The sequence below is a fragment of the Streptomyces sp. NPDC003038 genome, assembly GCF_040611115.1.
Lineage (GTDB): Bacteria > Actinomycetota > Actinomycetes > Streptomycetales > Streptomycetaceae > Streptomyces.
In genome coordinates this window covers 1-13481 of the sequence record NZ_JBEXNN010000045.1, presented here as the reverse complement: position 1 = coordinate 13481, position 13481 = coordinate 1, and the positions used below count along the sequence as shown (strand labels likewise).

The 13481-nt window shown below is 73.2% G+C and carries 14 protein-coding genes and 1 pseudogene; 9 read left to right on the top strand and 6 right to left on the bottom strand.

Annotated features, from left to right (window positions below):
- Positions 1-145 precede the first annotated feature (145 nt).
- From ABZX75_RS31430 to ABZX75_RS31415, 4 genes are all read left to right on the top strand, one after another.
- The gene (locus ABZX75_RS31430; protein WP_355416661.1) at positions 146-1168 is read left to right on the top strand and encodes an NUDIX hydrolase; all 1023 of its coding nucleotides are present in this window, start codon (positions 146-148) and stop codon (positions 1166-1168) included.
- A gap of 97 nt (positions 1169-1265) precedes the next feature.
- Positions 1266-1832 (top strand): SRPBCC family protein, encoded by a 567-nt coding sequence (locus tag ABZX75_RS31425; RefSeq protein WP_355416658.1) that lies wholly within the window; start codon positions 1266-1268, stop codon positions 1830-1832.
- Positions 1833-1961: 129 nt separating this feature from the next.
- Positions 1962-2438 carry a hypothetical protein gene (locus ABZX75_RS31420; protein ID WP_355416655.1) on the top strand — a complete coding sequence of 159 codons (477 nt, stop codon included), beginning with the start codon at positions 1962-1964 and terminating at the stop codon, positions 2436-2438.
- A gap of 124 nt (positions 2439-2562) precedes the next feature.
- Positions 2563-3510 carry a class I SAM-dependent methyltransferase gene (locus tag ABZX75_RS31415; protein ID WP_355416652.1) on the top strand — a complete coding sequence of 316 codons (948 nt, stop codon included), beginning with the start codon at positions 2563-2565 and terminating at the stop codon, positions 3508-3510.
- Between the two features lie 54 nt (positions 3511-3564).
- On the opposite strand, the gene ABZX75_RS31410 is transcribed toward ABZX75_RS31415, so the two are convergent.
- Positions 3565-5049: a DEAD/DEAH box helicase gene (locus ABZX75_RS31410; RefSeq protein ID WP_355416649.1), complete on the bottom strand. Its 1485-nt coding sequence runs from the start codon at positions 5047-5049 to the stop codon at positions 3565-3567.
- A gap of 215 nt (positions 5050-5264) precedes the next feature.
- Between ABZX75_RS31410 and ABZX75_RS31405 the strand changes: the two are divergent.
- From ABZX75_RS31405 to ABZX75_RS31395, 3 genes and pseudogenes are all read left to right on the top strand, one after another.
- Positions 5265-5348 (top strand): annotated as a pseudogene (locus ABZX75_RS31405) (HGxxPAAW family protein); the annotation flags it as partial.
- Positions 5349-5539: 191 nt separating this feature from the next.
- A complete protein-coding gene (locus tag ABZX75_RS31400) occupies positions 5540-5743 on the top strand; it encodes a cold-shock protein (protein ID WP_355416646.1) in 204 nt (67 codons plus the stop codon).
- 286 nt (positions 5744-6029) lie between these two features.
- Complete coding sequence (locus ABZX75_RS31395; RefSeq protein WP_355416643.1) at positions 6030-7553, top strand: FAD-binding oxidoreductase; 1524 nt, start codon at positions 6030-6032, stop codon at positions 7551-7553.
- A gap of 66 nt (positions 7554-7619) precedes the next feature.
- Here the strand turns inward: ABZX75_RS31395 and ABZX75_RS31390 are convergent, their stop codons facing one another.
- The 3 genes from ABZX75_RS31390 to ABZX75_RS31380 form a co-directional block, all read right to left on the bottom strand.
- On the bottom strand, positions 7620-7814 hold the full coding sequence (locus ABZX75_RS31390) for a ferredoxin (RefSeq protein WP_355416699.1): 195 nt from the start codon (positions 7812-7814) through the stop codon (positions 7620-7622).
- A 20-nt stretch (positions 7815-7834) separates the two neighbouring features.
- A complete protein-coding gene (locus ABZX75_RS31385; protein WP_355416640.1) occupies positions 7835-9022 on the bottom strand; it encodes a cytochrome P450 in 1188 nt (395 codons plus the stop codon).
- Positions 9023-9151: 129 nt separating this feature from the next.
- Positions 9152-9490, bottom strand: a complete 339-nt coding sequence (locus tag ABZX75_RS31380) for a thioredoxin family protein (RefSeq protein WP_355416637.1) — start codon at positions 9488-9490, stop codon at positions 9152-9154.
- 148 nt (positions 9491-9638) lie between these two features.
- Between ABZX75_RS31380 and ABZX75_RS31375 the strand changes: the two genes are divergently transcribed.
- On the top strand, positions 9639-9908 hold the full coding sequence (locus ABZX75_RS31375; RefSeq protein WP_355416634.1) for a hypothetical protein: 270 nt from the start codon (positions 9639-9641) through the stop codon (positions 9906-9908).
- A gap of 157 nt (positions 9909-10065) precedes the next feature.
- Here ABZX75_RS31375 and ABZX75_RS31370 read toward each other — a convergent pair whose 3' ends face one another.
- Together ABZX75_RS31370 and ABZX75_RS31365 are read right to left on the bottom strand one after the other, a co-directional pair.
- Positions 10066-11547 carry a condensation domain-containing protein gene (locus ABZX75_RS31370; protein ID WP_355416631.1) on the bottom strand — a complete coding sequence of 494 codons (1482 nt, stop codon included), beginning with the start codon at positions 11545-11547 and terminating at the stop codon, positions 10066-10068.
- A gap of 341 nt (positions 11548-11888) precedes the next feature.
- The gene (locus ABZX75_RS31365; protein WP_355416628.1) at positions 11889-12296 is read right to left on the bottom strand and encodes an STAS domain-containing protein; all 408 of its coding nucleotides are present in this window, start codon (positions 12294-12296) and stop codon (positions 11889-11891) included.
- Positions 12297-12485: 189 nt separating this feature from the next.
- On the opposite strand from ABZX75_RS31365, the gene ABZX75_RS31360 reads away from it, so the two are divergent.
- Positions 12486-13451 carry a hypothetical protein gene (locus tag ABZX75_RS31360; protein ID WP_355416625.1) on the top strand — a complete coding sequence of 322 codons (966 nt, stop codon included), beginning with the start codon at positions 12486-12488 and terminating at the stop codon, positions 13449-13451.
- Positions 13452-13481: the final 30 nt, after the last annotated feature.

Sequence of the window (13481 nt, the reverse complement as noted above, 5' to 3'; positions counted from 1 at the left end):
CCAAGACTGGCATAACCAGGTAATAAGGAGGTATAGGGGCAGCAAAACGGAGGGTGTTAGTCCGGTTACATCGGTCCGCCGTAACCCGGGGGCCGGGCCCGCTGTTGCACAGCCGGCGGGTCCACCCACGGTGAACGGAGTTCCGATGCCGCAGCTGTCCGACGAGGCCGTGACCGGTGATCACGAGCGGGCGGGGACGTGGATGACCCCGGAGGCGTACGGCGCCTCGCGCGCCGCGCTCTGGACGGGAGCCGTCGTCCTCGTCACCGACGCCGACGGCCGGGTCCTCGTCCAGAGCGTCGACTACCGGGCCGACCGGTTGCTGCCCGGGGGAGCCGTGGACCGGGGGGAGGCGCCGTCCGCCGCGGCCGCCCGCGAGATGCGCGAGGAGCTCGGCATCGACGGCCGTTACCCGCACGGCCTCGCCGTGGACTGGATCCCGGCCGGCGCCCCCGGCTTCCCGCCCGAGATGCGCTTTCCCGGGGAGATCCTGCACGTCTACGACGGCGGTACGTGGTCCCAGGACCGGATCGACACCGTCCGCCTCCCGGACCAGGAGGTCACCGGCATCCACTTCGCCGAGCCCGCCGACCTGCCCGCCCTGATGGAGGCGGGCGACGCCCGCCGCGCCTTGTCCGCCCTGCGAGCCCGCGTCAACGGCGCCGGCGCCGCCCTGCTGGAGGACGGCCGTCCCACCGCGCCCACCGCCCTCGACCGGCTCGGCGTGCTGCGCACCCGCCGCACGCCGCAGCGCGGTGCCTGGATCTCCGGCCGGGTCCCCGCGCACCTGCCGGTACGGGACCGCTCGGGCTGGCTCTTCGCCCCCGACGGGCGGGTCCTGCTCCTGATCGCCCGGGCCACCGGCGCCGCCCACCTGCCGCCCCCGACGGCCGGGCCGACCGCGGGTGCGCTGCCGTTCGGCTACCGGCACGGCGACCGGGGCGCCCACGCCCGCACCGCGGCCCGCCTCACCGCCGTCCCGCCGGGCGCGGACCCGGCGTATGCCCGGCTGCTGGCCACGCCCGAGCAGGTGCGCGAGCTGAACGACTGGGGTCCGGCCGGCCATCACGAGCTCGCCGCGGTCCACACGGCCCGCATCCGCCTCTGCCTGCCCAGCCCCGCCCGTACCCCGCTCACGGAGCTCCCCCAGGAGGGCGCCCGCTGGTGACGGCCGGCGTGTCGCGGCGCAGGGCCGCGGGCACCGCCGTGATCCGGAAAATCCGGAAATCCGGCGTCCACGGGCCGCGGTCGCGCAGCATGGGGCCATGAGCGACAGCGCGATCACCTACACCCTGTACATCCAGGCCGATCCCGCCAGGGTCTGGCAGGCCCTCACCGAACCCGCCTTCACCCGGCGGTACTGGGGCCTGAGCTTCGAGACCGACTGGGCGGTGGGCTCGCCGATGGACTGGGTCGAGCGCGGGGCCCGCACGAGCGACCCCGCGCAGGTGGTCCTCGACTGCGTCCCGGACCGACGGCTCTCCTACACGTGGCACACCTTCAGCCCGCAGTGGGCGGCTTCGGCCGGGATCGGCGAGGAGCTGCGGGCCGAGCTGGCGAAGGAACGGCGCACGAAGGTGACGTACGAGATCGAGCCGGTCGGCGATACCCTCGCGCGGCTGACCATCCGGCACGAGGGCTTCGAACCGGGCGGCACGTTGATCGGCATGTGCGCCCGGGCCTGGCCGATGCTCGCCTCCAGCCTCAAGACGCTGCTGGAGACCGGAGCTCCGCTGCCCGAGCCGGAGGACGAGTCGGGCCGGGGCGGGGGCGGGCACGAGACGTACGAAGTGCATGAGCACGAGCTCCGCGAGGCACCCGGAGACGACTGACCGGCGGAGCGCGGAGGGCCGACGTCGACGGAGTCCGGCTCTCCGCTTCCCCGCAGGACCCGGCCGAACAGCCTTGGTCCCGGCCGCGGTGAACGTCCGGGCCGGCCGCGTCCGCGAGGGAGCCGCCGGATGAGCGCCGTCGAGGGCCCCACGCCCCCCGAGCACTGGCGGTACGCCCGCCACCTGGAGTCCCTGGCCGCCCTTCCCGACGGGAGCGCCGAGGCCGAAGCGCACGCCGTGGCCGCCGTGCTGCGCGATCCCGACCGCGTGATGGCCGAGAGCGCGGTGGTCACGCACCTGGACCGCCGGGCGGCTCTCCTGGCGGCGGACGAGGGATTCCACGCCTGGGCCCGGGCCATGACCACCGTGCTGGCCGGCCGCCCCTTCGCGGAGCGCCCGCTGCGCGAGTGGACCCTGCTTACGGCCATCACCCGCGGCGAGCCGTGGTCCGCGGGGGAGCTCACGGCCGCCTCCGACTGGTGCCAGCGCACCGCGGCCCGGTCGCTGACCTCGTACGAGGCGCTCAGCCTCCTGGCGTCCGCCGCGCGCACCCGCCGTGTCCGCAACGCCGCCGCCGAGCGTCTGCGCCGGCGAGCGGCGGTGTGAAGACCTGATTCCACGTTTACTTCGCAGAAGTCTCGCCACACCTCTGTGCGGGGGCTTAGGGTGCCGTTACCCGGCCGGGTATCAGCGTGGAAACCGATGCCATTCCGCTGGAGGATGACTCTCCGTGTCGCACGTTTCACAGGTTCCCGTCACCACCCCCGACGGCGAGCCGGCCCCGCCCGTCCCCACGGCCTACAGCGAGGTCGAAGGCTGGTTCTGGGCATCTGACCAGGTGCTCTTCGACTGGTTCCTCACCCGCCAGAACGCGGAGGCGGGGCAGCCGGGCGACCTGCTCGAGCTCGGCGCGTTCATGGGGAAGAGCACGATCTTCCTCGGCCGGTACCTGCGGGCGGGGGAGGAGTTCACGGTCTGCGACCTCTTCGACTCACCCGCGACGGACGACTCCAACCTCGCGGAGAACCGGGGTTCGTACCCCACGCTCACCCGCCGCGGATTCGAGACGAACTACCTGGCCTTCCACGAGACCCTGCCGACCGTCATCCAGGCCCCGACCTCGGTCGTCGCCGACAAGGTGCGCCGGGGAAGCTGCCGGTTCGTCCACATCGACGCCTCGCACCTCTACGAGCACGTCGTGACCGACATCGAGTCCTCGCGCCTCGTGGCGGCCCCGGGCGCGGTGGTGGTCTTCGACGACTACCGCTCGGAGCACTGCCCCGGCGTCGCCGCCGCGGTCTGGACAGCGGTGGTCACCGGCGAGCTGCGCCCCATCTGCGTGTCGGCCCTGAAGCTGTACGCGACGTGGGACGATCCCGCGCCCCACCAGGCCGCGCTGCTCACCTGGCTGGAGGGCCGCACGGACCTCTCGCACGGCGTGGACGTGATCGCCGGCCGGCCCGTGGTCCGCGTCATGGACGAAGGGGCCACCCCGCCGGAGCCGCCGCGGCCGCTGCGCCCCGTGGCCGAGCCGGCCCGGCCGGTCGCGGTCCCCGCTACCGCCCCCGCCCCCGCCCCGCCGCGCAGGCGGGGTGCCGGCTGGCGCAGACTGGCCAAGGACCTGCTGCCGCCGGTCGTCACCCGCAAGATCGTGGCCTGGCGGCGCCGTCGCCGCTGACGGCAGGCCCCCGTACCGCGCCGGGCCCCGCCCGCGGGGGCCGGCGTACGGGTGTCACTGACCCCGGCGCACCCGGGCCGCGCGGCGGGCCTCGGCGGTCTGCCGGGCCTCCATGGTCTTACGGGACTCCTTGCCCTTCCCCGGGCGTCCGGGCCGGGTACCCATCCCGCGGAAGCCGAGGTCCGAGCCCGAGGGCCTGCCCTTGGCGTCGGTCGGCGCGGACCCGGCCAGCGGCACCCCGGACGGGGCCTTGGCGCCGGTGATCCGGCTCAGCGCGGTCTCACCGGACCGCACCTGGGTGATGGTCGGCCGGATCCGGGCGTCGGACATCAGCCGGACCATGTCCCGGCGCTGGTTCGGGGTGACCAGGGTGACGACCCGGCCGGACTCGCCCGCGCGGGCGGTGCGGCCGCCTCGGTGCAGGTAGTCCTTGCTGTCGGCCGGCGGGTCGACGTTGACCACGAGGTCGAGGTCGTCGATGTGGATACCGCGCGCGGCGACGTTCGTGGCCACCAGGACTGTGACCGCGCCGGTCTTGAACTGCGCGAGCGTCCTGGTGCGCTGCGGCTGGGACTTGCCGCTGTGCAGCCCCTCCGCCCGGACGCCCATGGCCCGCAGGTGCTTCACGAACTGGTCGACCCCGTGCTTGGTGTCGAGGAACATCAGCACCCGGCCCTCGCGGGCCGCGATCTCGGTCGCCGTCGAGTACTTGTCGGCGGCGTGGATGTGCAGCACGTGGTGGTCCATCGTCCCCACCGAGGCCGACTGGGGGTCCACGGAGTGCGAGACCGGGTCCTTCAGGTAGCGGCGTACCAGCTGGTCGACATTGCGGTCCAGGGTGGCCGAGAACAGCATCCGCTGGCCCGCGTGGTGCACCTGGTCGAGGAGCTCCGTGACCTGCGGCATGAAGCCCAGGTCGCACATCTGGTCGGCCTCGTCGAGCACGGTGATCTTCACGCGCTCCAGGTGCACGTCACGGCGGCCCACCAGGTCGCTGAGGCGTCCGGGAGTGGCCACCACGACCTCGGCGCCGGTGCGCAGCGCGCCCGACTGCCGCCCGATCGAGAGCCCGCCGACCACCGTGGCCAGCCGCAGCTTCAGGGCCAGCGCGTACGGAGTCAGGGCGTCGGTCACCTGCTGCGCCAGCTCGCGCGTCGGTACGAGGATCAGCGCCAGCGGCCGCTTCGGATCCGCCTGCTGTCCCGCGGTGCGCGCCAGCAGGGCCAGGCCGAAGGCGAGGGTCTTGCCCGAGCCGGTCTGCGCGCGGCCGAGGATGTCCCGGCCCGCCAGCGCGTTCGGAAGCGTCGCGGCCTGGATGGGGAACGGGTCCTTCACGTCGAGACCGGTCAGGGTCTCCACCAGCTCACGGGGCAGATCGAGCTCGGAGAACGACTCCACCGGCGGCAGCGCCGGCGTCTTCGTCGCGGGCGTCGCGAACTCACCCTGCGGTCCGAGGGTCCGGGTGGCCTTGGCGCCCTTGGCACCGCCCTTCACGCCGGCCTTCACACCGAAGCGCCCATGAGCTGACGGGTTCTTCATGCAGAACCTTTCGAAGCAAGAACAAGATGGTCAACCGCCCATGGTACCAGCGGGGGCTCCGGCTCCCCGGCGCCCGGTTTCCCGGCCGGGAATCCCCGGCCCCCGGGATGTGGCCGAGGCAGGTCGGGCCGGTGACGTTGAGCCCGAGCAGCTGCGCCACCTCCTGCCGGCCGACGATGCCGAGGGCCGCCACGTGGGTCCCCGGCGTCTGGCCGGGCCTCGCCCTCGTCGTCGTCGCGGGGCTCGTCACCTGGCTGCTCCACCTCGCCGGCTGGGGCAAGCCGAGCGGGCCCCGCCCCGAGGCCCACTGGCACGGGCGTCGCCGGGACACCGCAGCTCCCCCGATTCACCGACCCGGCGGCCAGAAGTTCGAATGCGCGACGCGCCCCCGGTTGGCCGCGTTCAGCGTGTGCTCTGCGGGACCGTTGGGCAGGATCGGAAACGGCCGCGTGTGCGGCCCGCAGTGGAACGTTGAGAAGGATCAGCACTGATGGCAACAGGCACCGTGAAGTGGTTCAACTCGGAGAAGGGGTTCGGCTTCATCCAGCAGGACGACGGCGGCCCCGACGTGTTCGTGCACTTCTCCGCGATCGAGTCCAGCGGCTTCAAGTCGCTCGAGGAGAACGCGAAGGTCGAGTACGACGTCACCCAAGGCCCCAAGGGCCCCCAGGCTGAGCGGGTGGTCACCCTCTAACGCCGCTTCGCGGGCCGAGCCCGTGCTGAGAGCCCCGCCGGTCCGCCCGGCGGGGCTCTCGGGCGTCCTGGAGGCGGGCGCCTCACGGAACGGCGCGGTGCCGGTGCAGGCGGTGACCGAGGGGTCCGCCGCCGCCCGGCAGGTGCGGGGTGCGTTGTGACGGACTGCGGGCCGCCGCATCCCCTCTCCCGGGTTCCGTCACCGATGCTGCATCTGTTCAACGTCCTTGTCCTGCACGCCAGGACGCCCATGTCCTGCATGCCAGGACGGAACGGAGTGTGGTCCAGTGATCAGCAGGCGCTCGCTCATCCGCGCCGGAGCCGGCGTCGGCGCGGCTGCCGCACTGACGGTCGGCACCGGCGGACTGGTGCTGGCGCAGGCCGCCGGCACCGCGCCTTGGAGCACCCTGCAGCGGTGCCTCTCGGGCCGCCTGGTCCTGCCTTCCGACGCGACGTACGAGACGGCCAAGCAACTGCAGCTGGCGCAGTTCGACGTGATCCATCCGCAGGCCATCGCCTACTGCACCAGTGAACGCGATGTGGCCGCCTGCGTCCGCTTCGCCCAGGACTACGGCCTCACCCCGGCCGTGCGCAGCGGCGGCCACAGCGCGGCCGGCTACTCGACCACCCCTGGCCTGGTCATCGACGTCTCGCGGATGAACAGCGTCCGCCCCGGCGACACGGTCCACCTGGGCCCCGGCAGCCAGGGCGTCGACGTCCTGAACACGCTGGCCCCCTACAACATCCAGGTGGCGTCCGGCACGTGTCCCACCGTCGCCGTCGGCGGCTGGCTCCAGGGCGGCGGGCTCGGCTTCGCTTCCCGCAAGTTCGGCATGGGCTCCGACCGGCTGGTGTCGGCCCGGGTCGTCCTGGCCGACGGCCGTACCGTGCGCGCCTCGCAGAACGAGAACCCCGACCTGTACTGGGCCCTGCGCGGTGGCGGCGGCGGCAACTTCGGCGTCGTGACCGACTTCGAGGTCCGGCCGGTCCAGATACCCTCGCTCACCAGCTACAACCTCAACTTCCGCTGGGCGGACGCCGTCGAGGTGATCCTGGCCTGGCAGGACTGGATCAAGGACGCGCCCCGGGAGCTCGCCGCGGAGCTGCTGTTCCTGCTCTCCACCGACGGGCCCGCCGGCTCCGAGCCGTACGTCGTCCTCACCGGGGCCTACGCGGGTGCCAAGGCCGACTGCGACCGGGCCCTGGACCGGTTCGTCGCCGCGGCCGGCCGGCCCAGTACCAGCCGGACGGTCACCGAGCTCCCCTACCAGCAGGCGATGATGAAGGTCTTCGGCTGCGGGGAGAAGACCGTCACCGAGTGCCACCGGATCGGCTACTCGCCCGACGCGCAGCTGCCCCGCGACAACTACTCCACCGGGCGCAACATGTTCTTCCCCGCGGCATGGACCCGTTCCGCCGCCGAAGCGGCCCTGGGGGCCTTCACGGCCGATGTCCGGCCCGGCCAGTTCCGCTTCCTGGGCCTCTTCGCCTACGGCGGGAAGATCAACGACCTCGCCCCGGCCGCCACCGCGTTCGTCCACCGCGACGCGCTCTTCAATGCCGGCTACTCGGTGGGGCTGACCCGGCCGGACGCCGGCCAGGAGGACAAGGACCGCGCCCAGGCCTGGGTGGACGGCGGCTTCACGACGATGGACCCCTACTCGAACCACCGGTCCTACCAGAACTACATGGACCCGGCCCTGACGAACTGGCGGCAGGCGTACTACGGGCAGAACTACGACCGGCTGCGGTCCGTCAAGCGGGCCTACGACCCGAACCGCTTCTTCCGGTTCGCCCAGGGCATCGACTGATCCGTCCCCGTGCCGGCGGGGGTGGGGGCGCGGCCGGCGGCGGCCCCGTCCCCACCCCTCCGCATGTCAGGCTTCCCGTACGGAGATGGCGGAGACCGGGCACGCACGGGCGGCCTCGTGGACCAGCGCGCTGCCGCCGCCGTCCTCGCGGCCCGGGAGCAGCTCGCTGAAGCCGTCGTCGTCCTGGGTGAACACCCCGGGCGCGGTCAGCGCGCACTGACCGGCGCCGATGCAGACGCCGGTGTCGATGTCGATGCGCAGACGTACGGCCGACACCACCCTCACCACGCCACGGGGAGTTCGACCATGCCCTGGATGGTGTCCCCGGGCTTGAACGGGATCCGGTGCGGCTCGGCCGCCAGCCGCAGCCCGGGCAGCCGCTCGAACAGCGTGCCCAGCGCGATCTCCATCTCGGCGCGGGCCAGGTTCTGGCCCAGGCACTGGTGGATCCCGAAGCCGAAGGCCAGGTGGTGACGGGCGGGCCGGCGCCAGTCCAGTGCGTCGGGCTCGGCGAAGACGGTTTCGTCGCGGTTGATGACGGAGGTGGAGAAGACCACCCCGTCGTCCGCGCGGACCGTCACCCCGCCGATCTCCACGTCCTCGGTGGCCACCCGCAACATCCCGTCCGCGATCGACAGGAACCGCATCAGCTCCTCCACGGCCGCCGGGAGCAGGGCCGGATCCGCGCGGAGCTCGGCCAGCTGCTCCGGATGCCGCAGCAGGGTGAACGTCCCGAGCGAGATCATGTTGGCCGTGGTCTCGTGGCCCGCGACGAGCAGGATCACGGCGAGCGCGATCAGCTCCTCGACATCGACCTCGCCGGTCTCCAGGCGCCGCGCGACGAGCTCGTCCAGCAGCCCGTCGCCCGGCTCCCTGCGCTTGCGTGCGATCAAGTCGCGAAAGTAATCCTCCAGTTGCCGTCGGGCTTCCTCCACGTCGGCCAGTTCCGGCCCGCGCAGCAGCCGGCGCGACTGTCCTTCGAAGAACTGGTGGTCCTCGTAGGGGACTCCGAGCAGGGCGCAGATCACCATCGAAGGCACCGGCAGCGCGAAGGCGCCGACCAGCTCGGCCTGCGGGCCCTCGGCGACCATCTCGTCGATCAGCAGGTCCACGGTCTGCTGGATCTGCGGCCTGAGGGCGGCGGTCCGCTTCAGGGTGAAGTGGGGGATCAGCATCCGGCGCTGGGTGTTGTGCTCGGGGTCGTCGACCCCGAGCAGCGCGGTGCGCCGGTTCCGCAGGTCCTTGAAACGCCGGGTGGGCGCGGGGAAGGCGGCGTTCTGACGGTCGGCGGAGAGCCGGCCGTCGCAGAGCAGGGCGCGCGCCTCGGCGTGTCCGGTGACCACCCATACGGAGCGGCCGTCGAAGAGGGTGACGCGGGAGAGCGGCCGCCCCTGGCGCAGCGGCTCGTAGGCGGCCGGGGGATGGTAGGGGCAGGTTCGGTCCTGGGGGAAGGCAACGATGTCTGACATGGAGCACCTCGCAAGCGATGGTTCCGTCTCGCCGGCCTCCATTACATGCCTAAGGCACCTATCCCACCTATGCCACTTTCAGCCAGATCACCCTTCTTCGCCCATCCGGCCCTGCCGAAGGCCGCCCTCTCAGAGATGGGCGTCCAGGAACGCCCGGAACTCCTCGCGCGTCATCGGCCCGGCCTGGCTCGCGACCGCCTCGCCGTCCTTGATGAGGACGGCGGTCGGGGCGCCGGTCACGCCGTAACGCCGGGTCGGCTCGGGGCAGCGGGTCATATCGGTCCGCACGGCGGTCAACCGCGTGCCGTACTCCTGCGCCAGCTCGCCGACGACCGCGTCCATCGCGCGGCAGGCCTCGACGGCCTTCGGCCAGGTGCCGCAGAAGTAGGCGAGAACCGGCCCTGTCGCCATCGAGAGGATGAAGTCGAACTCCTGGTTCTCCAGCGGCTGGTGTACCCGACGTGCCATGCGCGGTGCTCCTCGTCCGTGCTTCCCGTGCCCGGGAAGGCCGCACCCATCCTCCCCGCACCTGCCGCCCCGCACCGATCCAGGGCCTCCGCGCTTCCTCCGCAGGGCTCCCCGCCCGTTGTCAGTGGTGCCTGTAAGGCTGATCCACATGGACGACAGCATGCTCCGGCGCCGGATCTACGGCGCCGACCACGACGACCCCGACCCCGGTCCGCGCCCCGGCCACGTCTACGGCGAGCTCGTGGGCGGACCTCTCGACGGGCTCCTCCTCGACATCACGGGCTGGAGCGAGCCCCAGTGCGCCGAAGAGGTCCGGCTCCCCACGGAGATAGGACGCTTCGGCGCGGGCGGCCGCGCGCACTACCGCCGCCGGGCGGCCGACTCCACCCACTGGGACTGGTCGGGCGACGGCCCGTGACCCGCGGCGCCCCGTGACCCGCGGCGCCCCGTGACCCGCGGCGCCCCGGGGCGGGCGGGCGCCCCGGGCAGGTGGCACCCCGGCCGGGCGGCACCCCGGGGTAGACGCGTACCCGACCCGGACCCGGCTCCGCTCCACCCCTGCCGGCCGCGACGGCTCAGCGGAGGCGGGCGTACGCGGCCACGTCGAGCGGGGTACGCCCGGACCTGCGCGGCGCGGTGAGCGCGATGGGCCGGCGGAATCCGCCGGAGCGGGCGAGCTCCCGCACAGTCCGGCGCAGCGCCTCCTGGAAGTCACCCATGGTGCGCCGGGCGGGCGCGGTGTCGACGTAGATGGAGTTCATGTGCAGCCCGTCCGCGTCCCGGTGGAACCAGGAGCAGGCACCGTTGGCGCGCGCCGACCACACATGGGTGGTGGGCTGCCACTCCTCGTGCCGCTCGGAGCCCCGGCACTTGCGCATGTCGATGTACGAGAAGAAGTTCACCGGGTACGGCCAGGAGCGGGCGGCGAACTCCTCGGGCGCCAGCAACTCCCAGGCGCGGACGAACGGCACGTCGATATGACCGATCATCTCGGAGAATCCTGCCCGCACCGCGGCCATGATCTGGGCGAAGTCCCGGCCGGGGGAGGCGTCGAACTCGATCGGCATGGTGTTGACGAACCAGCCCACCGAATTCGTCCAAGCGCCCCGGCCGCGCTCGCTGACCGGCATGAAGCCCCGGTAGACGCCGGGCCCGCCGGCCTCGCGCAGGCACACGGCGACGGCGGCGAGCACTCCCATGAAGGGCTTGCCGCCGACCGTCAGGCAGGTCTTCTCGAACACCTCCGCCTCGGCGGCGTCCAGCAGCAGGGAGGCCTCGTTGACGATCGGGTACATCCGACCCGGCTCCACGCCGAGGTCCAGCGGGAACCGGGGGAAGAACTCGCCCTCCCGCCCGATGAAGCTCTTCCAGTAGTCCAGGCGTTCGTCCGCGACGTCGATGGAGAGGTAGCGGCGGCGCTGTTCCTCCGCGAAGTCGAGGTAGCTCGGGGCGGCCGGCAGCTCGATGTCCTCGCCCCGGCACAGGGCCTCGTACGCGGTCAGCACCTCGTGGACGACGATCGGCATCGACATGCCGTCGCAGACGATGTGGTCGAAGGCGAGATAGACCGTCGTGGAACCCTCGCGGAGCACCGCGCCCATGGTGAACAGCGGCCAGGAGAGGGTGTCGATGCTGCGCTTGAACCGCTCCGCGAGAAAACCGCGCAGCAGCTCGGACGTCTCGAAGGTACCCACGTGCTCGACGTCCAGGGCCAGTTCAGCGGCCTCCAGTGGCTCGCACGCCAGCTCGCCGGCGAGGCGGCGGAACGCGCACCGCAGCACCTCGTGCCGCTGGACGAAGGCGAGCAGCGCCTGCGCCAGGGCCGGCTCGTCCAGGACACCCGTCACTTCGAAGGTGACCGCGAGCCAGGACGCGACCGGGTCGTCGGCCGCACGGCTCTCCTCGGCGACGGTGAAGTGCTTGTCCTGGTTGAAGGACGCCCTCCTGCCCGAGGTGTCGCCCCCACCGCCGGCCCCCGCCGCGGCCGTGGACCGCAACCGCCACTCGACCACCCGACCGGGTGCCACCTCGTGCATCTCCAGAGGAAACTGCCGCATACCGTCATCCCTTCGCCCCCGAGTCAACCCCCAGGCCCTAACGACCTCCGCACCGCGGAAGTGACGGACCGGCTTGCGGGTACGGCTCGGGGGCACCTCCCACGACCCGGTCCCTGATCGACCTGGCCGACCGTGTCGTGGAACCGGGCGAGGGCCGCATCGTCGACGAGCACGGCGTGGAGCCGGCCGGACTACGACTGACGATGCGGCCCCTGGCGCCGGTGCGGCCTCCGGGGCCCCCGGGGCCTCTGCCGCCCGCGCGGTTTACGTCGGCGGCGGGGGGAGCCGCCAGGTCAGGAGGGCGGCGAGGAGGAGCGGGAGCACCGTCAGGGCGGTGAACGTCATGCGTTCACCCCTTCACGTCGGCGCCGGAGGTGCGCACGCCGTGCGCGGGCCCAGACGGCCAGGAGCAGGCGGACGGCCCGGGAGGCGGTGGCCAGTTCCCAGCGGCGGCCGGCCCCGGCCCACTGGTCCAGTACGTGGAGCAGCCCCGAGTCGCAGAAGGTCACCTGCGCCGCGTCGAGGACGAGGCGGTCGGCGCCGCGGGCGGCGCCTTCCTCGAGGAGGCGGCGCAGGGGGGCACAGGTGTGGTGGTCGAACTCCCCGGCCAGGCTGACGGCGAGTACACCGTCGTGGAGCGTGGACCGTATGCGGGGGAGGGATTCGGGTCCGGTCTCCACCCCGGCCTCGACGACAGACTCAGGGGCGGCGGCCGCGGGCAGTATCGGGGCGCTTATGGGAGTGTTCATGGCCCCCCCAACGGACTCAGGCCCAGGTGGAAACCGGTGGCGGCCCGTGCTTCACCCGCGTGGGCCGAGCCACTGACCCGTTTCGGCGATCTTCGTCACTCACCCGGGGCACGCGCGTGTCCCGGCCTGCGGCGCGCGGAGCGGACACGGTCCGTCGTACGCGGGCGGTGATGACGGACAGTGGGCGGCGTGGATGTGGAAGAGGTCATCGACGAGCTGTACGGGCTGCCCCCGGCGCAGTTCACGTCGGCGCGGGACGAGGCGGCGGCCGGTGCCAAGCGGGCCGGGGACCGGGCGGCGGGGAAGCGGATCGCGGCGCTGCGGCGTCCCACGCTCGCGGCCTGGGCGTCGAACCTGTTGGTACGGGGCAAGCCGTCCGAGGTCGAGCAGTTCCTCCAGCTCGGGCAGGCGCTGCGGGAGGCGCACCGGTCCCTGAACGGCGAGCAGTTGCGCACCCTGTCGCACCAGCAGCACGTGGTGATCGGCGCACTGGCCCGGGAGGCGCTGCGGCTGGCGGACGAAGCGGGGACCCCGGCCTCCGGGACGGTGCTGCGGGACGTCGAGCAGATCCTGTACACGGTCCTCGCCGAGCCCGAGGCGGCCGAGGCGTGGGCTTCGGGGCGGCTCGTGAAGGCCCCGGCTCCGGTGACGGAGTTTCCCGGCATCGACCCGGGGGCCGTGCCGCCCGCGCCTTCGCAGGCCGAGCAGGCCGAGCCAGCGGAGTCAGCGGGGCAGCCCGGGCAGGCCGGGGAGACCGGGCAGGCCCGGCAGCCTTCGCCGCCCCGGTCACCGGCCGCCGAGCGGCGGCCCGACCCCCGCCTGGAGGCGGCCCGGGCCGCCGCCCGCGAAGCGCAGGAGGCCGCGGCCGTCCGGGAGGACGAGCTCCGCCTGGCCGAGGAGGCGCGGCAGCGCGCCCGCGCACAGGCGGCCGCCGCCGAGGAGGAGGTCGACCGGGCCCAGGCCGCCCGGGAGCTCGCGTACACCGCCGTGGCCGAGGCCGAGAAGCAGCACCGCGAGGCCGGGCGGGCGGCGCAGGAGGCCCGCCGCGCGGCGGTCACCGCCGAACGGCGGCTCCGCGCGCTGACGGACGCGGCCAAAGCCTGGACGGCGGAGGTTCTCCCCCGGCTACCGCCGGGAGGTACCCCCTGGTGCTGATGTCGGCGGGGACGGTCGTCCTCGTCGGCA